Origin of the sequence: Demequina activiva, assembly GCF_016862815.1 — a bacterium.
GTDB lineage: Bacteria > Actinomycetota > Actinomycetes > Actinomycetales > Demequinaceae > Demequina > Demequina activiva.
On the sequence record NZ_BONR01000002.1, the window covers coordinates 287,549 to 307,818 of the forward strand.

Below are 20,270 nucleotides of genomic sequence, written 5' to 3' on the forward strand. Positions count from 1 at the left end.
ATGCGCCGCACCTACTAAGTTGGAGAACATGCGAAACGCGAAGATCGTCTGCACCATCGGCCCCGCCACCTCATCGATCGAGAACATGCGCCAGCTCGTCGGCGCTGGCATGGATGTGGCCCGCATCAACCGCTCGCACGGCTCCGCGCAGGAGCACGAGGATGTCTACCGCAACGTCCGCCAGGCGGCGGACGAGGCTGGCCGCAACGTCGCCGTCCTGGTGGACCTGCAGGGCCCCAAGATCCGTCTCGAGAAGTTCGCGGACGGTCCGCACGAGCTGTCCGTGGGTGACGTGTTCACCATCACCACGCGCGACGTCGTGGGGACCAAGGACATCTGCGGCACCACCTTCAAGGGGCTGCCCGGCGACTGCTCGCCCGGCGACACCCTGCTGATCGACGACGGCAAGGTGCGTCTCGAGGTCACCGAGGTCACCGACACCGACGTGGTCACGCGGTGCGTGGTTCCGGGTCCGGTCTCGAACAACAAGGGCATCAACCTGCCCGGAGTGGCCGTCTCCGTCCCCGCGCTGTCCGAGAAGGACGAGGACGACCTGCGCTGGGGCCTGCACCTGGGCGCCGACTTCATCGCGCTGTCCTTCGTGCGCGGCGCGCAGGACTACGAGGACGTCGCGCGCATCATGGCGGAGGAGGGCATCACGGTGCCCGTCATCGCCAAGGTCGAGAAGCCGCAGGCGGTCGACAACCTCGAGGAGATCGTCGACGCTTTCGACGGCATCATGGTCGCCCGCGGCGACCTCGGCGTCGAGCTCCCTCTCGAGGAGGTGCCGCTGGTCCAGAAGCGCGCGATCGAGCTGTGCCGTGCCAACGCCAAGCCCGTGATCGTCGCGACCCAGGTGCTCGAGTCGATGACGCATGCACCCGTCCCGACCCGCGCCGAGACCTCGGACTGCGCGAACGCGATCCTCGACGGCACGGATGCGGTGATGCTGTCCGGCGAGACCTCGGTGGGCGACTTCCCGATCGTCACCGTCGAGACCATGGCGCGCATCGTCCGCAACACGGAGGAGAAGGGCTTCACGCGCATCGCCCCGTTCCTCACCACCCCCAAGACCCGCGGTGGCGCGGTGACGCATGCGGCGGCGGAGATCGCGGACGTCCTCGACATCAAGTACATCGTGACGTTCACGCAGTCCGGCGACTCTGCGCTGCGGATGGCCCGCCTGCGCCCGTCGGTGCCGATGCTCGCGTTCACGCCGGAGCCCAAGACGCAGAAGCGCCTGGCACTCAGCTGGGGCGTGCGCGCCGAGCTGGTGGACCGCGTGGACTCGACGGACGAGATGGTCAACCTGGTCGACTCGTATCTCAAGGACACCGGCAAGGCCGTCGACGGCGACTACGTGGTCGTGGTCTCGGGCACGCCGGTGGGCGTGCCGGGCACCACCAACTCGATCTTCGTGCACAAGGTGGGTCAGGTCCGCCTCTGATCTGCTCGCACACGAGCTGAGGGCCCGCGACTCCATCAGGAGTCGCGGGCCCTCGGTCTGCGTGCGGCCGATGCGCTCAGGCCTTGCCGCCGAACGCCGTCCAATCGCGGGTGGGCAGCTGCGGAGCCGCGCGCTCGTACTCGTCCCGGAACAGGGGAGAGGCGATGATGTAGTCCGCCGTCGCGAGGTTGGTTGCCATGGGGATGTTCCACACGGTCCCCAGCCGCAGCAGCGCCTTCACATCCGGGTCGTGCGGCTGGGCCTCGAGCGGATCCCACAGGAAGATCAGCAGGTCGATACCGCCCTCGGCGATGCGTGCGCCGATCTGCTGGTCGCCGCCGATGGGACCGGACAGGAACCGGTGCACCGGGAGCTTGAGCTCGTTCGCGAGCATCGATCCTGTGGTCCCGGTCGCATAGAGCGAATGCTCGGACAGCGAACCGCGGTTGAACCGCGCCCAGGTCAGGAGATCGTCCTTCTTGTGGTCGTGAGCGACCAGCGCGATGTGACGGGTGACGTGCGGTGCCATGGCGGTGCCTTCCGGTCCACGCGACCGCGGGGAGAGCCGCGATCGGCTGAAGCGCGCATCGGCGCTGATGCGCGCAGTGCCCCGAGTGGGATTCGAACCCACACTGGAACGGGTTTGAGCCGTTTGCCTCTGCCAGTTGGGCTATCGGGGCCAGCGCGACCAAGGCTATCGCCTCCCTGGGGCTGCGAAGTGCGTGCTCGCGGTGTCCCAGTTGGGCCAACGGGCCTCGCAGACATTAGGCTGGGGCCGTGACTGACACCCCTGACACCGTCGAGCCCATCGAGATGCCCGCCTCGAAGAAGCGCCGCGCCGTCGTCGCCGAGGACGAGGCGCTGATCCGCATGGACATCGTCGAGACGCTGACCGAGGCCGGCTACGACGTGGTGGGCGAGGCCGCCAACGGCGAGGAGGGCTTCGCCCTCGCGCAGGAGCACCAGCCCGACGTCGTGGTGATGGACATCAAGATGCCCGTGATGGACGGCATCACCGCCGCGGAGAAGATCGCCGCCGAGCGCCTCGCTCCGGTAGTGCTCCTCACCGCGTTCAGCCAGACCGAGCTGGTCGAGCGCGCGCGCGACGCCGGCGCGATGGCGTACGTCGTGAAGCCGTTCACGCCCGCGGACCTGCTCCCGGCCGTCGAGATCGCCGCGTCCCGCTTCGCGGAGATCCGCGCGCTCGAGTCCGAGATCGCGGACATCACGGAGCGCATGGAGACCCGCAAGAAGGTCGAGCGCGCGAAGGGCCTGCTCATGGAGAACATGCGTCTGAACGAGCCCGAGGCCTTCCGCTGGATCCAGAAGACGTCGATGGACCGTCGCCTCACCATGCGCGAGGTCGCGGAGGCCGTGATCGACCAGATGGGCGCGGGCAAGAAGTAGCGGGACCCTCCCGACGCGCCGCGCACGATTCCGCCACAGGCGAGCGTCGCTGTGCGGCGAATACCTCCGCCATCGCTGCCCCCCAGGTCACAAAATTGTGATGATCGGGACCCACACCTGAAATCTGGTGACGGTACGGTGAACCCTAAGGCATCCCGAGGACCGTCCTCGGGGCCGAAGGACTGGCGGAGACACCGCCAGTGTGGAGGGAACACACCATGGCACGATGGAACACCATCGCGCGTGGCGCGGCTCTTGCAGCCGCCGCCTCGCTCGCCCTCGCAGCCTGCTCGTCTGAGGACGGCGGCTCGGAGGACACGGGTTCGGAGGGCACCGGTTCCGGTGACGCGCTCAAGATCGGCTCGCTGCTGCCGCTGACGGGAAGCCTCGCCTTCCTCGGCCCGCCCGAGGTCGCAGGCGTCGACCTGGCCGCCAAGGAGATCAACGACGCTGGTGGCATCTTCGGCGCGGACGTGGAGATCATCCACGAGGACTCCTCGGACACGGACAACCCCCAGATCGCTCAGCAGTCGGTCTCCTCGCTCATCTCGGATGAGGTCGCGGCGATCGTCGGTGCGGCGTCCTCGTCCGTGTCGCTGAACGTGGTCGACGACATCGCTGCGGCGAGCATCGTCCAGATCTCGCCCGCGAACACCTCGACCGCTCTGTCCGGATACTCGCCGTTCTACTTCCGCACCGCACCGCCGGACACCGTGCAGGGCGACGCCCTCGCGAACCTCATGCTCGGCGACGGCATCGAGAACCTCGGCATCCTGCTCTTCGCGGACGACTACGCCACCTCGCTGCGCGACGTGGTCTCGGGCGTCTACGAGGAGAACGGCGCGACCATCACGTACGGAAACTCGGGCGACGAGTTCCAGACGGACGCGGCGAACTTCGAGTCGATCGTCCAGGACGTGCTCGCCACCAACCCCGACGGCATCCTCGTGATCGCCTTCGACCAGACCAAGGCCATCATCCCGGCCCTGGTGGGTGCGGGCTTCCCGTCCGACAAGCTCTACCTGACGGACGGCAACACCGCGGACTACTCGGCGGACTTCGAGCCCGGCACCATGACCGGCGCGCAGGGCACCATCCCCGGCGCCAACGCCTCGGACGAGTTCAAGACGCTGCTGGACGAGGTCCACGGCGAGCCGCTCGACTCGTACGCCTACGGTGCTGAGTCCTACGACGCCACCATGCTGGTCGCCCTCGCGGCGCTCAAGGGTGGCGGCAGCGACGGTCAGACCGTGGCCGACAACCTGGCCGCAGTCTCCGGTGCTGACGGTGGCACCGAGTGCACCGGCTGGGTCGAGTGCTCGGAGCTGATCGAGTCCGGCGAGGACATCATCTACCAGGCCGTCTCCGGCGTTGGCCCGTTCAACGAGGACAACGACCCCTCGAGCGCCTACGTGGGCGTCTACGAGTACGGCGACGACAACATCCAGACCTGGGTGGAGGCGGTGTTCGGCGAGGTCTGATCCTCACTGACCGCTTCAGCGAGAGGGCTCCCGGCTCAGGCCGGGGGCCCTCTTCGCATGTCCGCCTGGACCTCTCGCGCCCGAGCGTGTGTGCCTTCGCTGTGGATAGGCCCCGCGACACCAGGAGCAGGGAGAGCGCTGAGCTGACGGTGATGGTCGGCTGCACAGGCGCAGGGGAGCGGCCGCACCTGCCGTGTCGCCACCGTGTGCAGCCGACGCGAAGGCAGCCGATGCGCGGGCAGCGGTGGCAATGGCAGAACCCCCGCCGGCACAGGGCCGACGGGGGTTCGACGGTGCGGTGCTACGCGCCGAGCGTTCCCAGGTAGAGCTCGATGACCTTGGGGTCCTTCAGTAGCTCCTGGCCTGTGGCGGTGTACGCGCTCGTACCCTGGTCGAGCACGTAGCCGCGGTCGCAGATCTGCAGGCAGCGACGCGCGTTCTGCTCGACCATGATGACCGTGACGCCGGTCTTGTTGATCTCGCGGGTACGCACGAAGGTCTCGTCCTGGCGGACGGGGGACAGTCCCGCCGACGGCTCGTCGAGCAGCAGCACCGACGGGTCCATCATGAGCGCCCGCGCCATCGCGACCATCTGGCGCTCGCCTCCCGACAGCGAGCCGGCCCGCTGGTGATGGCGAGAGGCCAGGTCGGGGAAGAGGTCCATGATCTTGTCGAACTGCTTCTGGAAGCCCTTCGACGCCTGGAACGCGCCCATCTCGAGGTTCTCTCGGATGGTCAGGGACGGGAACACGTTGTTGGTCTGAGGGACGAAGCCCACTCCCATGCGCACCAGCTCGTCGGCACGCTTGTTGGTGATGTCCTGGCCGCCCAGGGTGACCGTGCCCTCGCGGATGGGCACCAGCCCGAACAGCGCCTTGAGGAACGTCGACTTGCCGGCGCCGTTGGGGCCGATGATGCCGATCAGCTCGCCCTCGGCGACCTCCATCGAGCATCCGTTGAGGATGTCGACGCCGGGAAGGTAGCCGGCGATGATGTCGTCAGCGATCAGGATGGGTTCTGCGGTGGCCATCAGGAGCCCTCCTCCGACAGGTCGGTGTCCATGTGAGCGCCCAGGTACGCCTCCTGCACCTCGGTGTTCTGCATCACGGTGTGCGGCGGTCCCTCCGCAATGATGCGGCCCTCGGCCATCACCACCACCCAGTCCGAGATGCGCCGCACCATGTGCATGTCGTGCTCGACGAAGAGGACGGTGACGCCCTCCTGCTTGAGCTGGACGATGTGATCCAGCAGCGACTCGGTGAGCGCCGGGTTCACGCCCGCCATGGGCTCGTCGAGCATCACCATCTCGGGATCGGACATGAGCGCGCGAGCCATCTCCAGCAGCTTGCGCTGGCCGCCGGACAGGGTGCCTGCGTAGTCATCCTTCTTCTCGTAGAGCTTGAACCGCTTGAGGAGCACGTGCGCCTTGGCGGTGATCTCCTCCTCGCGGTCCTTCCACAGCGGCTTCGCGAACGCCACGAAGAAGTTCTCGCCGCTCTGGTCGCTCGCACCCAGGCGCATGTTCTCCAGCACCGTCATGCGGCTCAGCGCCTTGGTGAGCTGGAACGTCCTCACCTTGCCGGCTCGCGCGACCTTGGCGGGCGAGACTCCCTTGAGGGAGTGGCCGTTGAACAGCCAGTCGCCCGTCTGCGGCTTGTCGAAGCCGGTGAGCAGGTTGAAGAACGTGGACTTGCCGGCACCGTTGGGACCGATCAGCGCCGTGATGGCGCCGCGCTGCACCTCGAAGTGCTTGACGTCGACGGCGGTGAGGCCGCCGAAGTGCCGATGCACGTTGTCGGCGACCACGATGGGGTCCGGCTTGGGGGCGCCAGGCTCCTGGGGAACGGAGGCGAACACATCGTCAGTCATTGAAGGCCAGCTCCTTCTTGTCGCCCAGGATTCCCTGGGGCCTGAAGATCACCAGGCACATGAGCGTGATGCCCACGAGCGTGAGCGAGAACGGCTCGAGCTCCTGGGTGTTGAGGAGAGTCTCGGGGATCAGCAGCGACGCCAGTCCCTTCACCGCCACGAGCGAGCCCCAGAACAGGATCGAGCCCAGCACGGGACCGAAGATGGTCGCCGCGCCTCCAAGGAGCAGCAGCGTCCAGATCCAGAACGTCGTGGGTCGACCCATCGAGTCGGGCTGGACGGAGGCGCCGAGCGCCCAGATGATGCCCGCGAGCGCTCCGATCACGCCCCCGATCACCAGTGCCTGCATCTTGTACGAGTAGACGTTCTTGCCGAGCGAGCGCACGGCGTCCTCGTCCTCGCGGATTCCCTTGAGGACGCGTCCCCACGGCGACTTCGACAGGCGCCAGTACATCAGCAGCATGAGGGCCACCAGCGTCCAGCCCACGACCAGCAGCCACCAGCTCGTGGACCGGGTGCCGTGGAAGGTCCAGACCAGGAAGGTGACCTGCGAGTCGGGGAAGGGAGAGAGCATCTCGAACGACCCCTTGAAGTCGTTGCCTCGGATGCCTGTCGAGGCGCCCGTGAGGTCGTTCAGATTCTGCGAACGTCCCAGGTAGCGGATCATCTCTGCTGCCGCGATGGTCACGATCGCGAGGTAGTCGCCGCGGAGCTTGAGCGTGGGCCAGCCCAGGATGAGCCCGAAGACGGCCGCACACGCGATCGCGACGATCACGCCCAGCCAGATGGGCCCGCCCTCGCGGACGGTGATGGCGTAGCCGTACATGCCCAGGAGCATGAAGCCTGCCTGACCCATGTTGAGCAGGCCGGTGAGCCCGAAGTGGAAGTTCAGGCCGATGGCCGCGAGCGCGAATGCCGCGGTCGTGGGCGCGATCGCCTCGCGCAGGATGTCGTAGATGAGATCCATGGCCTAGCCCACCCTTTCCGCTCGTCCGAGGATTCCTTGTGGTCTCACCAGCAGCACCAGGATCAGGATGGCGAGAGCGGTGGCGTACTTGAGGTCGGGCCCGAGCCACAGGGTCGAGGTCTCGACCACGACGCCGATGACGAGGGATCCGACGAGGGCGCCGAAGGGCTGGCCGAGGCCGCCGAGCGTGACGGCCGCGAACATCAGCAGCAGCAGCTTGGCGCCCACATCGAACTTGGTGCCGGAGTCGTACAGAGCCATCAGGATGCCGCCCAGGGCGGCGAGGCTCGCTGCCATGATCCACACCAGTCGGATGATCGCGTCGACCTTGATGCCCGATGCCGCGGCGAGCGCCGGGTTGTCCGACACCGCACGGGTGGCGCGCCCGAGACGCGTGCGCAGCAGGAAGTACGCCACGGCCAGGAGGACGGCGATCGAGATGGCGATCGACACGGCGGTGGTGTCGCCCAGCTGGATGGGCCCCACCTGGCGGCGCTCCTCGATCGCGATCGAGACGCGCAGGCGGTCGGGGCCGATCCACCACTGCAGGAGGTTGAGGAGCGCGAGGGACAGTCCGATCGAGACGATCATCTGCTGGACCATCTTGACGCCGCGCTTGCGCAGCTTGGACCACAGGAAGCGGTCCTGGAGCCAGCCTGTTCCGCCCGCCACGACGATGGCCGCGATCGCAGCGAGCCAGAGCGGCCACCCGATCACGAACTCCCATGGCAGCAACGGCAGCGACACGGGCTGCTGAGTCGCGAAGAAGTAGGCGAGCATCGCACCCAGCGACACCTGCTCTCCATGCGCGAAGTTGCTCAGTCCGGTGGTGCCGTAGATGAGCGACAGTCCCACGGACGCGAGCGCCAGCAGGAGTCCGAACACCAGGCCGTTGAACACGTTCTGCGCGATGCGGTTCGTGCCAGGGGCGTCTGCGGCGGTGTCGTCGACCGTCACCTCCGCCTCCGTGGTCTCGGCATCGGCATGGATCGCGCTCGTCTGCGCGACCGCTGTCGCTGCGTCCGGCGTGTCGGCCATGGCTGTGGAGCCGATGGTCGAGACGGCGAACACGGCGAGAGCAGCCACGACGAACACGATCAGCGCGCGCACGATGGCGCGTCGGTCGATTCTCTTCGTCAAGGATCCCCTCCAGGTCAGGATTGTCTCAACATACGCGACGCATGTTTCGACTATGTGGCGGCGCGTTGACGAATAGCGCAGGTGAGTCGCGCCGTTGCGACCGGTCTGCCCTCTTCGTCCGTGATGTCGATCGAGTAGCTCGCGATGGTGCGCCCGCGGTGCAGCGCGGACGCCACCGCGCGGACGGCGCCCTCGCTCACCGCTCGGTGATGCGTGATGCTGAGGTCGATGCCCATGGCGATGCCCTCCGGCATCGCGTGAGCCATGGCGGCGTACGACCCGAGCGTCTCTGCGAGCACCGCTGATGCGCCGCCATGCAGGAGCCCGTACGGCTGAGTGTTGCCGGAGACGGGCATCGAGCCCTCGGCGCGGTCGGGCGTCACGGAGTCGATGGAGATGCCCATCCGCTCCATGAGGGTGCCCCTGCCGAGCTCCTCCAGTGACACATCGTCGATGTCAGCCATAGAGGATAGGTTGGCACAGTGAGCGACTCTCCACGACCAACGCTGCTGCTGATCGACGGACTTTCGATGGCTTTCCGGGCCTTCTTCGGCCTTCCGGTCGAGAACTTCGCGACCTCCACCGGCGTGCCGACCAACGCTGTCTACGGCTTCACGACGATGCTGGCCACGCTGATGCGGGAGCACCATCCCACCCACGTGGCCGTCGCGTTCGACCTTCCCGGCGGGACCTTCCGCACGGAGCGGCTCGAGTCGTACAAGGGTGGCCGCGCGGAGACCCCGCCGGAGTTCGAGCCGCAGGTGCCGCTCATCCGCGAGGTGCTCGATGCCCTCGGGGTCGCGGCGGTCGACAAGGAGCGCTACGAGGCCGACGACCTCCTCGCGACGTATGCGCGCCTGGGACGGGAGGCGGGCATGCGCGTGCTCGTGGTGTCGGGGGATCGCGACACGATCCAGCTCGTCACCGATGACGTGACCCTCCTGTACCCCCGCAAGGGTGTATCGGATCTGGTGCACTTCACGCCGGAGGCGGTCGACGAGAAGTACGGCGTGCAGCCCTCTCAGTATCCGGAGCTCGCGGCCCTCGTGGGCGAGACCAGCGACAACCTGCCCGGCGTGCCGGGCGTGGGGCCCAAGACCGCCGCGAAGTGGATCGGCGTGTACGGGAGCCTCGAGGAGATCCTCGACAGCGCTGACGACGTTCCCGGCAAGGCGGGTCAGAGCCTTCGCGATCACCTCGACCAGGTGCGCCTCAACCGCGAGCTCAACCACCTCATCACGGACCTCGAGGTGCCGCTGACGGTGGACCAGCTCGAGTACGGCGGCGCCGATGCGGCGGCGATCCACCAGGTGTGCGACGCGCTGCAGTTCCGCACGCTGCGCGACCGCCTGCTCCCCTTCGCGAACGAGGACTCCACGGCCGATGCGCCCGACGCGCCAGAGGAGGTCGAGGTGGTGCTGGAGGGGGCGGTGGCCGCCGTCACGTCGCTGCCGGGTCCGGTCGCGCTCCACGTCGACGGCCGGATCGGCGCCGATGCGGATGCGTGGGCGCTGGGAGTGTGCGCGGACGGTCAGGCGTGGGGGATCGATCTGTCGTCGCTGGACGCCGCAGACGAGGCGGCGCTGCGCGCGTGGCTCGAGGACCCCGCCGTCGAGAAGGTGCTGCATGCCGCGAAGGATGCGTGGCATGCCCTCATCTCCCGTGGCATCGACCTGCAAGGGGTGACGGGGGACACCCAGATCGGCGCTTTCCTGGTGAATGCCGATCAGCGCGGCTTCGACCTCGAGGCGGTGCTCCAGCGCTATCTGGGGATCACGATCTCCGGCGGTTCTGGCGGAGGCGAGCTCGACCTGGGGCTCGACGCACCGGCCGCTCAGGCAGCGGGCGCGACGGCCGCGCACGTCGCGCGCCTCGCCGCGGAGCTCGACGCCGAGGTCGATCGCCGCGGGATGGCGCAGCTGTACCGCGAGGTCGAGATTCCACTGATAGCCGTGCTCGCGCGCATGGAGCATGCGGGGATCGCGGTCGATCGCGAGCACCTGGGCTCGCTCGCCGACGCGACTCGCAGTCGCGCGGACCAGGCGGCCGCGATGGCCCACGACGCCATCGGCGGCGACGAGGTGAACCTCGGCTCGCCCAAGCAGCTTCAGGAGGTCCTCTTCGAACGTCTCGGGATGCCCAAGACCAAGAAGATCAAGACCGGATACTCGACCGACGCATCGTCCCTCGCGGATCTCCAGGCGAAGAGCCCTCATCCGTTCCTCGAGGCGCTCCTGGCGCATCGGGACGCGGCCAAGCTGGGACAGATCATCGAGACCCTGGCGCAGTCGATTCGCGACGACTCCCGCATCCACACCACGTTCTCCCAGGTCGTGGCCTCGACGGGCCGGCTGAGCTCCAAGGACCCCAACCTCCAGAACATCCCGATCCGCACCGAGGAGGGCCACCGCATCCGGGAGGCCTTCGTGGTCGGCGAGGGCTTCGACACCCTGCTCACCGCCGACTACAGCCAGATCGAGATGCGCATCATGGCGCACCTGAGCAAGGACGACGGGCTGATCGAGGCGTTCCGCGCGGGAGAGGACCTGCACCGCTTCGTGGGCGCCCGCGTGTTCGGCGTGGAGCCCGAGGATGTGAGTCCTGAGATGCGGTCGAAGGTCAAGGCGATGAGCTACGGCCTCGCCTACGGGCTGTCCTCTTTCGGTCTCGCTCGCCAGCTGTCGGTTCCGGTCGGCGAGGCGCAGGCGCTGATGGACGACTACTTCGCGCGGTTCGGGGGCGTGCGGGAGTACCTGCGCTCGGTCGTGGAGAAGGCGCGCCAGGACGGGTACACCGAGACGATCCTGGGACGTCGCCGGTACATCCCCGACCTCACGTCCACCAATCGACAGCGCCGCGACATCGCGGAGCGAGTCGCTCTCAACGCACCCATCCAGGGAAGCGCCGCGGACCTCATCAAGAAGGCGATGCTGGGCGTGGACGCCGCGCTGCGGGACCAAGGTCTGGCCTCTCGTCAGCTGCTGCAGGTGCACGATGAGCTGGTGGTCGAGGTGGCGCCTGGCGAAGAGCAGGCAGTCGAGTCGATCCTCACGGACCAGATGCACGGCGCCGGCGACCTCTCGGTGCCCCTCGATGTTCACGTCGGCAGGGGCTCGAACTGGCGCACGGCCGGACACTAGGGTGGACGCATGCGCGTAGGAATCCTGACCGGAGGCGGGGACTGCCCCGGCCTCAACGCCGCCATTCGAGCCGTCGTCAAGCGCGGCACGGCGGAGCATGGCATGTCGATCGTGGGCTTCCGCAACGGGTGGGAGGGCGTCATCAACGGTGATGCCGTCCCGCTCACCAGGGACGACGTGAGCGGCATCCTCGTTCACGGCGGCACCATGCTGGGCACCGCGCGCTGCCACCCTCACAAGGTCGAGGGCGGCCTGGACGCCGTGCACCAGACGTTCGAGGACGAGAAGCTGGACGCCCTCATCTGCATCGGCGGCGACGGCACCCTCAAGGCGGCGTCCAAGGTGCACAAGTCCGGCGTGCCCGTCATCGGCATCCCCAAGACCATCGACAACGACGTGGTCGGCACCGACTCGTCGATCGGGTTCGACACCGCCGTGTCGATCGCGACGGAGGCCATCGACCGGCTGCACTCGACCGCGGAGTCCCACAACCGCGTCATGGTGGTGGAGCTCATGGGACGTCACTGCGGGTGGATCGCCGTGACGGCGGGCATCGCGGGCGGCGCCGACATCATCCTGGCGCCGGAGTCACCGTTCGACATCGAGGCGATCGGCAAGAAGATCCGCCATCGTCACCGCTACAAGAACTTCTCCATCGTCGCCGTCGCGGAGGGCGCGATCCCCGCCGAGGGCAGCGATTGGGACGCGGACGACACCCTCGACTCGAAGGGCAACCCCATCGCGGGTCAGGTGGGCGCTCAGGTCACTCGCGCGATCGAGCGTGTGACCGGCTTCCCCACCCGTCTCACGACGTTGGGCTACGTCCAGCGCGGCGGAGTGCCCACGGCCGCGGACCGGCTCCTCGCCACCCGCTTCGGAGTGGCGGCGATCGACGCGGCGGCAGGCAAGGAGTTCGGCACGTTCACGGCGCTGCGAGGCGAGCGCATCGAGATGCTGGAGTTCTCGGAGATGGCAGGCAAGACCAAGTACGTCCCCGAGGAGCTGCTGCGGACCGCCTGGGGGCTCTAGCGCGCCGCAGCGCCGTCCGCGGAGGAGTCGTCCCCATCGACGTCCACCACGTCCTCGGGAGCGGGGACCGCTCGACGGGGCCTGCCGACGGGGGCGAGACGAGGCTCGATCGAGGGATCCTCGGGGTGGCTGACACGCGGGTGCGGCGTCCAGCCGGCGGGGTGCTCGGACGCGTACCCGTGGCCGGTCCACCTGCTCTCGGCCTCGCCCAGGAGCGCGACGCGCACCACCTTCTCCGCCGCGTTGCCGTCCTCGAAGGTGGCGAATCGGGCACGGAAGGACGCACGGCGCTCGGCGTGCTCCGCCGACTCGTAGCTGCGTGACCTCAGGCTCTCGACCAGGTCCTGTGCGGTCGTGACCACCTGGCCCGGCGCATCGGCCGTGATGTCGAAGTACGCCCCCCGGCTCCACCGATAGTGGTCCCAGTCGTAGCAGAACAGCACGATGGGCCTGTCCAGCAGGGCGTAGTCGAACATGGCGGACGAGTAGTCCGTGATGAGCGCATCCGAGGCGAGGTAGAGGTCCTCGACCTCCCACCCTCGGGACACATCGATCACCTGCTCAGGGATCACGGTCCTGCCACGACGGTCGTGATAGTAGTGATCGCGCACCAGCAAGCGCGTGTCCGCTGGCAGCGACCGTGCGAAGGCGGTGAGGTCGAACTCGTCCTCGTGCGGCCCGCGGCGGGTGCGCCACGTGGGCATGTACAGGACGGCCCGCTCACCATCGGCCAGGCCCAGTCGCGCGCGCTGGTGACGACGGTCCTGCTCGGTGGCCGCGAACAGGACGTCGTTGCGTGGGAAGCCCACCTCGAGCTGCGTCGCGCCCGAGCTGTACGCCCGCTCCCACACCTCCGTGAGGTAGGGGCTCGTGGTCAGCGAGTACGTCCAGCGCTGACAGCGACGATGCATCGTCACGATGGTCGCGTCGGAGGGTCGCTCGCCCGAGTAGTGACGGTCGGCCCCCATGTACTTCAGCGCGGTGCCGTGATGCGTCTGCACGTAGACCTGGCCGTCGCGCGCCGGCAGGCTCCAATGCGGGTTGGCATCGTCGACCACGAAGGACGCGGTCGCGATGAGTCGCAGGTAGGCGAGCGTGCGCGGGGTCACGTACTCCACTCCGTCGGGGATGAGGTGCACGTCCTGCTTGCGCACGATCCACACTCCTCGCAGGTGCGGCGCGATCTCCTGCTGCTTGCGATAGATCGCCAGCGGGTTGCCTCGCGGCGCACGGTGCCACACGGAGGTGTAGGCGACCAGGGTGGGGTCGAGGGGGAGGCGCTGGTAGTACCAGAGGCCCACCGTGCGGTCCTGCACGCCGCGCACAGCACGCCCCACGAAGGTGCGGGTGCGGCGGCGCAGCTTGCGCAGGCGAGCGGGGATCACGCCGCGAAGCATAGCCGGTGAACGTTGCGTGAACGATGGCCGCCTATCCTGGTGCGATGACGCGCGTGCTCACCTTCGGGACCTTCGATCTGTTCCACATCGGCCATGTCAACGTGCTCCTGCGCGCCGCGGACCTGGGCGATCACCTCACGGTGGGCGTGTCCTCGGATGAGCTCACGATGGCGAAGAAGGGGCGCTACCCGGTCTATCGCGAGGAGCATCGCCTCGCGATCGTGAGCTCGCTGGCCTGCGTCGACGACGTGTTCGTGGAGCAGTCGCTGGAGCTCAAGGGCGAGTACATCGCGGAGCACCGCGCGGACGTGCTGGTGATGGGCGACGACTGGAAGGGTCGGTTCGATCACCACCGGGAGCAGTGCGAGGTGATCTACCTGCCGCGCACCGCGGAGGTGTCGACCACCGACATCATCCAGAGCATCCGCCGAGACCTGGACTGACGTTCCGCGGAGGGCCGATGCGCGCCGCGGCCGGCAGTTCCGGCGCGGCCTTTGTGCTGGGACGGGCGAAGCGGTAGGATGAATGTCGGTCTCGTGCGCCTGCGCGCAGGCCGGTCCATGTCCATACGATTCATCCATTCTTCATCGGAGCTACTCCTTAATGTCCGTATCCACCCCCGAGTCCACCCCCATCGCAGTCAACGACATCGGCTCGAGTGAGGACTTCCTCGCCGCGATTGACGCGACCATCAAGAACTTCGACGACGGAGACCTCGTCGAGGGCACCATCGTCAAGGTCGACCGCGACGAGGTCCTGCTCGACATCGGCTACAAGACCGAGGGCGTCATCCCCGTTCGCGAGCTGTCGATCCGTCACGACGCCGACCCCGATGAGGTCGTGGCCGTCGGCGACACCGTCGAGGCCCTCGTTCTTCAGAAGGAGGACAAGGAAGGCCGCCTCATCCTGTCCAAGAAGCGTGCGCAGTACGAGCGCGCCTGGGGCTCGATCGAGAAGATCAAGGAAGAGGACGGCGTCGTCACCGGCTCCGTCATCGAGGTCGTCAAGGGTGGCCTGATCGTGGACATCGGTCTGCGCGGCTTCCTCCCGGCCTCCCTGGTCGAGATGCGTCGCGTGCGCGACCTCGGCCCGTACATCGGCCAGCAGATCGAGGCGAAGATCATCGAGCTCGACAAGAACCGCAACAACGTGGTCCTGTCGCGCCGTGCCTTCCTCGAGCAGACGCAGTCCGAGGTGCGCTCGAGCTTCCTCACGGCGCTGCAGCCGGGCCAGGTCCGCAAGGGCACCGTCTCCTCGATCGTCAACTTCGGCGCGTTCGTCGACCTGGGCGGCGTGGACGGCCTGGTGCACGTCTCGGAGCTGTCCTGGAAGCACATCGACCACCCCAACGAGGTCGTCTCCGTGGGCCAGGAGGTCGAGGTCGAGGTTCTCGACATCGACATGGACCGCGAGCGGGTCTCGCTGTCGCTCAAGGCGACCCAGGAGGACCCCTGGGAGGTCTACGCTCGCACGCACGCGATCGGCCAGATCGTTCCCGGCAAGGTCACCAAGCTCGTTCCGTTCGGCGCCTTCGTGCGCGTGTTCGACGGCATCGAGGGCCTGGTGCACATCTCGGAGCTCGCCGTGCGTCACGTGGACCTGCCAGAGCAGGTCGTGCAGGCGGACGAGGAGGTCTTCGTCAAGATCATCGACATCGACCTCGAGCGTCGCCGCATCTCGCTGTCCATCAAGCAGGCCAACGAGGGCGTCGACCCGGCCGGCGAGGACTTCGACCCGGCGCTGTACGGCATGACCGCCGAGTACGACGAGACCGGCAACTACAAGTACCCCGAGGGCTTCGACCCCGAGACCCAGGAGTGGCGCGACGGCTTCGACGAGCAGCGCGAGGCCTGGGAGGCGGAGTACGCGAAGGCTCACGAGCGCTGGGAGGCGCACAAGGCGTTCGTCGCGAAGCAGGAGGAGCAGGCCGCCGAGGCCGAGACCGTCGGTGCCGCGGCGCCGCGCAAGCGTGGGCCCAAGGCCGACGCGGGCGCCTCGTACACCTCGCACGACGAGACGGCCGATGCGGGAACCCTCGCCTCGGACGAGCGTCTCGCCGCGCTGCGCGAGAAGCTCACGGGCAACTAAGCACCCGTACGACGACAGGGCCGCGATCCGCCAGGATCGCGGCCCTGTCGCATGTCCGCCACCAGGCCGCGAACGTCCCACGGCGCGCTGTCTGGCGTGTGCGGTCCGGGGGTGCGACACTCGCTCCATGCTCCGCATCGCACTCACGGGCGGCATCGCCGCAGGCAAGTCGACCGCTTCCGCGCGCTTCGGGGAGCTGGGCGCGACGGTGGTGGACCATGACATCCTCGCGCGACGCGCGGTGGAGCCCGGCTCCGCCGGTCTCGTGGAGATCGTCCGCGCGTTCGGCGACCGCGCCGTGCGCGACGGCGCGCTCGACCGAGCGGCGCTGGCGGCCATCGTGTTCCATGACCCCGCGGCGCGTGCGCAGCTCGACGCGATCGTGCACCCGTACGTGTTCGCGATGGCTCGGGCGGCGGACAAGCAGGCGCGAGCGGATGGAGCGCAGGTGGTCGTCCACGACATCCCCCTCCTGGTCGAGGCCGGCGGCGGCGAGGACTACGACCTCGTCGTCACGATCGCCGCGCCCGAGGAGGTGAGGGTTGCGCGAATGGTGGAGTCTCGCGGCATGAGCCGCGACGATGCGCTCGCCCGGATCCGCTCGCAGGCCAGCGATGCCGAGCGCTCGGCCGCCGCGGACACGGTGCTCGACGGAAGCGGCACGGCCGAGGCGCTGCGCGCCCAGGTCGACGAGTACTGGCAGGTCCACGTTCCAGCGCACTGACTCGAATGTCGGTGGCTGCGCGTAGCGTAGGAGCCATGACAGAGGATCTTCGCCGCTCGGACGCGCCCTTCGAGGTCATCTCGGAGTACACGCCCTCGGGCGACCAGCCCAAGGCCATCGACGATCTGGCGCGCCGCATCGAGGCGGGGGAGCAGGACGTGGTGCTCCTGGGCGCGACCGGCACCGGAAAGTCCGCGACCACGGCGTGGCTCGTCGAGCGCCTGCAGCGTCCCACGCTGGTGATGGCCCACAACAAGACGCTCGCCGCGCAGCTGGCGACCGAGTTCCGCGAGCTGCTGCCCAACAACGCGATCGAGTACTTCGTGTCGTACTACGACTACTACCAGCCGGAGGCGTACGTTCCGCAGACGGACACCTTCATCGAGAAGGACTCCTCGATCAACGAGGAGGTCGAGCGGCTGCGCTACTCCGCCACGAACTCGCTGCTGACCCGTCGCGACGTGGTGGTGGTGTCCTCCGTGTCCTGCATCTACGGCCTGGGCACGCCGGAGGAGTACATCCAGGGGATGGTCACGATGGCCGTGGGAGACGTCCTCGACCGCGACGGTCTGCTGCGGGAGTTCGTGCAGATGCAGTACTCGCGCAACGACCTCGCATTCACCCGCGGGACCTTCCGGGTCCGCGGCGACACCGTCGAGATCATCCCCGTCTACGAGGAGCTCGCGATCCGCATCGAGATGTTCGGCGACGAGGTCGAGGCGCTCTACACCCTCCATCCGCTCACGGGCGAGGTGGTCGAGCGCCGCGAGCAGGTGCACATCTTCCCGGCGTCGCACTATGTGGCGAGCGTGGATCGCATGAACCGCGCGATCGCGACCATCGAGCTTGAGCTCGACGAGCGTCTCCAGGAGCTCGAGCGACAGAACAAGCTGCTCGAGGCCCAGCGTCTCAAGATGCGCACCACCTTCGATCTGGAGATGATGCGCTCGGTGGGGACATGCTCGGGAATCGAGAACTACTCGCGCCACATCGAGCAGCGCGCCACCGGGACCCCGCCTCACACGCTGCTCGACTACTTCGCCGACGACTTCCTGCTTGTGATCGACGAGTCGCACGTGACCGTGCCCCAGATCGGTGCGATGTACGAGGGCGACGCGTCCCGCAAGCGCACGCTCGTGGAGCACGGCTTCCGCCTGCCCTCGGCGCTCGACAACCGTCCGCTCAAGTGGGGCGAGTTCCAGGAGCGCGTGGGGCAGACCGTGTACCTGTCGGCGACCCCCGGCCAGTACGAGCTCGAACGAGCGAACGGGGTGGTCGAGCAGATCATCCGTCCCACCGGACTGGTCGACCCGAAGGTGGTCGTCAAGCCCACCGAAGGGCAGATCGACGATCTCCTGGAGCAGATCCGTGCCCGGGTGGAACGCGACGAGCGCGTGCTCGTCACGACCCTCACGAAGAAGATGGCGGAGGACCTCACCGAGTTCCTCGCCGAGCGGGACGTCCAGGTCGAGTACCTGCACTCGGACGTGGACACGCTCCGACGCGTGGAGCTCCTCCGGGAGCTACGCATGGGCCGCTTCGACGTCCTCGTGGGCATCAACCTCCTGCGCGAGGGTCTCGACCTGCCCGAGGTCTCCCTGGTGTCGATCCTGGACGCGGACAAGGAGGGCTTCCTGCGCTCCGGCACGTCGCTCATCCAGACCATCGGTCGCGCAGCGCGCAACGTGTCCGGCGAGGTCCACATGTATGCGGACACCATCACCGACTCGATGGCGTCCGCGATCGACGAGACCAATCGCCGCCGCGACATCCAGATCGCCTACAACAAGGACAACGGCATCGATCCCACGCCGCTGCGCAAGCGCATCGGCGACATCACCGAGATGCTCGCGCGTGAGGAGGCGGACACCGCGAAGACGCTCGAGCGTGCCGCCAGGGCGAGTGGGGCAGGCGCCGGCGGCTCCGGCTCGTCACCCATGGCAGGCAGGCCCTCGGACGAGCTCAGCGAGCTCATCGAGAGCCTGTCGGGGCAGATGCGCGAGGCCGCAGGCGAGCTCAAGTTCGAGCTCGCCGCACGCCTGCGGGACGAGATCGCCGAGCTCAAGAAGGAGCTGCGGCAGATGCTCGACGCCGGCTGACAGGAGGAGCCCCGACGGCGCGTACGATTGCACGGTGACCGACCCCCTCGTCTGGACCGCGACCATCGCGTTCATCATCGCCCTGTTCGTCTTCGACTTCGCGGTGGTCATCCGCAAGCCGCACGAGCCCACCTTCCGGGAGTCGGTGGGCTGGTCCGTGTTCTACATCGGGATCGCGCTGGTCTTCGGTGTGGTGATGCACTTCTGGCACGCCGACTTCTCGACCACCGAGTACCTCGCGGGCTACATCACGGAGAAGTCGTTGTCCGTCGACAACCTGTTCGTGTTTCTGGTGATCATGACGCGGTTCGCGGTGCCACCGCAGTACCGCTCACGGGTCCTGCTGGTCGGCATCGCGGTCGCGCTCGTGCTGCGCGCAGTCTTCATCGCCGCCGGGGCCGCGGCGCTGGATGCCTTCTCGGCGCTCTTCTACGTCTTTGGCGCCTTCCTGATCTACACCGCATGGGGGCTCGCGAAGGAGAGCAACGAGGACACCGCGAAGCAGGAGTACGAGGAGGGCCGGATGGTCCGCCTGGTGCGGCGCCTGTACCCGGTCACGGACGGCTATCGCGAGGGAAGGATCATGGTGCGGGAGGCGGGCCGTCGCATGGTCACCCCCATGCTGCTCGTGATGGTCGCGATCGGCTCGACGGACGTGCTGTTCGCGCTGGACTCGATCCCTGCCATCTTCGGCCTCACCCAGGATCCCTTCATCGTGTTCACGGCGAACGCGTTCGCTCTGCTGGGACTGCGCCAGCTGTACTTCCTCGTGCAGGGCCTGCTGCAGCGCCTGGTGTACCTGCACTACGGTCTGGCGGCGATCCTCGCCTTCATCGGCGTCAAGCTCGTGCTGCATGCGCTGCACGAGAACAACCTGCCGTTCGTCAACGGGGGCGAGGGGCTGAGCGTGCCCGAGATCTCCACCGCGCTGTCGCTCACGGTCATTCTCGCGATCCTCACGATCGCGACGGTCGCCAGCCTCCTGGCGACGCGCAACCGTCCCTCCGACGCCCCCGAGGTGGTGCGGGAGCAGGCGGGCGAGGCTCTCGAGGGCTCACCGGAGGACGTCGAGCGCCGGGAGCCCGCAGAGCGGGACGACGGCCGCTAGCGCGGCGGGCGGCGGCGCGACGCCCCCTGCCTCACGTCAGACGCGCAGCGAGGCCCGTGCCGAACAGCGCGGGCCACACGCGGATGCGATGCTCGGGCACCAGTCCCGCGCGCACGAACGGGTCGCCTTCGATGATCGCCTCGACCTCCTCGAGCGACGCCGCCTCGCAGACGAGGAGCGCGCCAGGAGCGCCGTCGTCGTCGTAGCGCCCGTAGGCGAGCATCGTGCCCTCGTCGGCCAGCGCGGCAAGGTAGGCGCGGTGCGCGGGGCGATGCTGGTCGCGTTCGTCGGAGCGGTCGTCGTACGCGTACTCGATGGTGAAGGTGGTCATGGCGACCATCGTGCCAGGCTCGCCGGGGCGACACGCCGATTCG

Annotated in this window: 18 protein-coding genes and 1 tRNA gene; 10 read left to right on the top strand and 9 right to left on the bottom strand. The window is 68.0% G+C overall.

All coding sequences use genetic code 11. From position 1 onward, the window contains the following. Window positions 1–28: 28 nt before the first annotated feature. Window positions 29–1,447, top strand: a complete 1,419-nt coding sequence (gene pyk, locus Dac01nite_RS06140) for a pyruvate kinase (protein WP_203654427.1) — start codon at window positions 29–31, stop codon at window positions 1,445–1,447. A gap of 76 nt (window positions 1,448–1,523) precedes the next feature. Here pyk and Dac01nite_RS06145 read toward each other — a convergent pair whose 3' ends face one another. Beyond that, a complete protein-coding gene (locus Dac01nite_RS06145) occupies window positions 1,524–1,976 on the bottom strand; it encodes a methylglyoxal synthase (protein ID WP_203654429.1) in 453 nt (150 codons plus the stop codon). Between the two features lie 77 nt (window positions 1,977–2,053). Further along, window positions 2,054–2,127, bottom strand: a tRNA-Leu gene (locus Dac01nite_RS06150). 133 nt (window positions 2,128–2,260) lie between these two features. Here Dac01nite_RS06150 and Dac01nite_RS06155 point away from each other — a divergent pair. Next, window positions 2,261–2,854 (top strand): ANTAR domain-containing response regulator, encoded by a 594-nt coding sequence (locus Dac01nite_RS06155; RefSeq protein WP_203655230.1) that lies wholly within the window; start codon window positions 2,261–2,263, stop codon window positions 2,852–2,854. 218 nt (window positions 2,855–3,072) lie between these two features. Then, window positions 3,073–4,335 carry an ABC transporter substrate-binding protein gene (locus Dac01nite_RS06160; RefSeq protein ID WP_203654431.1) on the top strand — a complete coding sequence of 421 codons (1,263 nt, stop codon included), beginning with the start codon at window positions 3,073–3,075 and terminating at the stop codon, window positions 4,333–4,335. 301 nt (window positions 4,336–4,636) lie between these two features. On the opposite strand, the gene Dac01nite_RS06165 is transcribed toward Dac01nite_RS06160, so the two are convergent. From Dac01nite_RS06165 to Dac01nite_RS06185, 5 genes are read right to left on the bottom strand one after another with little or no spacing between them, the layout of a single operon-like run. After that, the gene (locus tag Dac01nite_RS06165) at window positions 4,637–5,365 is read right to left on the bottom strand and encodes an ABC transporter ATP-binding protein (protein WP_203654433.1); all 729 of its coding nucleotides are present in this window, start codon (window positions 5,363–5,365) and stop codon (window positions 4,637–4,639) included. After that, the gene (locus tag Dac01nite_RS06170; protein WP_203654436.1) at window positions 5,365–6,204 is read right to left on the bottom strand and encodes an ABC transporter ATP-binding protein; all 840 of its coding nucleotides are present in this window, start codon (window positions 6,202–6,204) and stop codon (window positions 5,365–5,367) included. Before Dac01nite_RS06170 ends, Dac01nite_RS06165 begins: the two co-directional genes overlap by 1 nt. Next, complete coding sequence (locus Dac01nite_RS06175) at window positions 6,197–7,171, bottom strand: branched-chain amino acid ABC transporter permease (protein WP_203654438.1); 975 nt, start codon at window positions 7,169–7,171, stop codon at window positions 6,197–6,199. Before Dac01nite_RS06175 ends, Dac01nite_RS06170 begins: the two co-directional genes overlap by 8 nt. 3 nt (window positions 7,172–7,174) lie before the next feature. Continuing rightward, on the bottom strand, window positions 7,175–8,311 hold the full coding sequence (locus Dac01nite_RS06180) for a branched-chain amino acid ABC transporter permease (RefSeq protein WP_239066545.1): 1,137 nt from the start codon (window positions 8,309–8,311) through the stop codon (window positions 7,175–7,177). A gap of 50 nt (window positions 8,312–8,361) precedes the next feature. Then, window positions 8,362–8,775, bottom strand: coding sequence for a PaaI family thioesterase (locus tag Dac01nite_RS06185; RefSeq protein ID WP_203654440.1), 414 nt, complete (start codon window positions 8,773–8,775; stop codon window positions 8,362–8,364). Window positions 8,776–8,793: 18 nt separating this feature from the next. Here Dac01nite_RS06185 and polA point away from each other — a divergent pair, with 18 nt between their 5' ends. Together polA and Dac01nite_RS06195 are read left to right on the top strand one after the other, a co-directional pair. Then, entirely contained in the window at window positions 8,794–11,451 is a 2,658-nt protein-coding gene (polA, locus tag Dac01nite_RS06190) for a DNA polymerase I (RefSeq protein WP_275404528.1), read from the top strand. Window positions 11,452–11,460: 9 nt separating this feature from the next. Beyond that, window positions 11,461–12,480, top strand: a complete 1,020-nt coding sequence (locus tag Dac01nite_RS06195) for a 6-phosphofructokinase (protein ID WP_203654442.1) — start codon at window positions 11,461–11,463, stop codon at window positions 12,478–12,480. Here Dac01nite_RS06195 and Dac01nite_RS06200 read toward each other — a convergent pair. After that, window positions 12,477–13,865 (bottom strand): CDP-glycerol glycerophosphotransferase family protein, encoded by a 1,389-nt coding sequence (locus Dac01nite_RS06200; RefSeq protein WP_203654444.1) that lies wholly within the window; start codon window positions 13,863–13,865, stop codon window positions 12,477–12,479. The two genes, Dac01nite_RS06195 and Dac01nite_RS06200, sit on opposite strands and share 4 nt — an antisense overlap. A 56-nt stretch (window positions 13,866–13,921) precedes the next feature. On the opposite strand from Dac01nite_RS06200, the gene Dac01nite_RS06205 reads away from it, so the two are divergent. The 5 genes from Dac01nite_RS06205 to Dac01nite_RS06225 all read left to right on the top strand — a co-directional run bounded on the left by Dac01nite_RS06205 (window position 13,922) and on the right by Dac01nite_RS06225 (window position 19,896). Continuing rightward, window positions 13,922–14,320 (top strand): FAD synthase family protein, encoded by a 399-nt coding sequence (locus Dac01nite_RS06205; RefSeq protein WP_203654446.1) that lies wholly within the window; start codon window positions 13,922–13,924, stop codon window positions 14,318–14,320. Between the two features lie 160 nt (window positions 14,321–14,480). Beyond that, window positions 14,481–15,965, top strand: a complete 1,485-nt coding sequence (gene rpsA / locus Dac01nite_RS06210; protein ID WP_203654454.1) for a 30S ribosomal protein S1 — start codon at window positions 14,481–14,483, stop codon at window positions 15,963–15,965. Between the two features lie 127 nt (window positions 15,966–16,092). Next, window positions 16,093–16,689 carry a dephospho-CoA kinase gene (coaE, locus tag Dac01nite_RS06215; protein WP_203654463.1) on the top strand — a complete coding sequence of 199 codons (597 nt, stop codon included), beginning with the start codon at window positions 16,093–16,095 and terminating at the stop codon, window positions 16,687–16,689. A gap of 35 nt (window positions 16,690–16,724) precedes the next feature. Next, a complete protein-coding gene (gene uvrB / locus Dac01nite_RS06220; RefSeq protein ID WP_203654465.1) occupies window positions 16,725–18,788 on the top strand; it encodes an excinuclease ABC subunit UvrB in 2,064 nt (687 codons plus the stop codon). Between the two features lie 34 nt (window positions 18,789–18,822). After that, the gene (locus Dac01nite_RS06225; protein WP_203654467.1) at window positions 18,823–19,896 is read left to right on the top strand and encodes a TerC family protein; all 1,074 of its coding nucleotides are present in this window, start codon (window positions 18,823–18,825) and stop codon (window positions 19,894–19,896) included. A gap of 31 nt (window positions 19,897–19,927) precedes the next feature. Here Dac01nite_RS06225 and Dac01nite_RS06230 read toward each other — a convergent pair whose 3' ends face one another. After that, window positions 19,928–20,227: a YciI family protein gene (locus tag Dac01nite_RS06230; RefSeq protein WP_203654469.1), complete on the bottom strand. Its 300-nt coding sequence runs from the start codon at window positions 20,225–20,227 to the stop codon at window positions 19,928–19,930. Between the last annotated feature and the right edge of the window lie 43 nt (window positions 20,228–20,270).

Coding starts and splice junctions, on each gene's coding strand:
- Dac01nite_RS06160 (WP_203654431.1), top strand. CDS start 3,073: ATGGCACGATGGAACACCATCGCGCGTGGCGCGGCTCTTGCAGCCGCC.
- Dac01nite_RS06205 (WP_203654446.1), top strand. CDS start 13,922: ATGACGCGCGTGCTCACCTTCGGGACCTTCGATCTGTTCCACATCGGC.
- Dac01nite_RS06195 (WP_203654442.1), top strand. CDS start 11,461: ATGCGCGTAGGAATCCTGACCGGAGGCGGGGACTGCCCCGGCCTCAAC.
- Dac01nite_RS06145 (WP_203654429.1), bottom strand. CDS start 1,976: ATGGCACCGCACGTCACCCGTCACATCGCGCTGGTCGCTCACGACCAC.
- Dac01nite_RS06170 (WP_203654436.1), bottom strand. CDS start 6,204: ATGACTGACGATGTGTTCGCCTCCGTTCCCCAGGAGCCTGGCGCCCCC.
- Dac01nite_RS06155 (WP_203655230.1), top strand. CDS start 2,261: ATGCCCGCCTCGAAGAAGCGCCGCGCCGTCGTCGCCGAGGACGAGGCG.
- Dac01nite_RS06185 (WP_203654440.1), bottom strand. CDS start 8,775: ATGGCTGACATCGACGATGTGTCACTGGAGGAGCTCGGCAGGGGCACC.
- Dac01nite_RS06175 (WP_203654438.1), bottom strand. CDS start 7,171: ATGGATCTCATCTACGACATCCTGCGCGAGGCGATCGCGCCCACGACC.
- uvrB (WP_203654465.1), top strand. CDS start 16,725: ATGACAGAGGATCTTCGCCGCTCGGACGCGCCCTTCGAGGTCATCTCG.
- Dac01nite_RS06165 (WP_203654433.1), bottom strand. CDS start 5,365: ATGGCCACCGCAGAACCCATCCTGATCGCTGACGACATCATCGCCGGC.
- coaE (WP_203654463.1), top strand. CDS start 16,093: ATGCTCCGCATCGCACTCACGGGCGGCATCGCCGCAGGCAAGTCGACC.
- Dac01nite_RS06230 (WP_203654469.1), bottom strand. CDS start 20,227: ATGACCACCTTCACCATCGAGTACGCGTACGACGACCGCTCCGACGAA.
- rpsA (WP_203654454.1), top strand. CDS start 14,481: ATGTCCGTATCCACCCCCGAGTCCACCCCCATCGCAGTCAACGACATC.
- pyk (WP_203654427.1), top strand. CDS start 29: ATGCGAAACGCGAAGATCGTCTGCACCATCGGCCCCGCCACCTCATCG.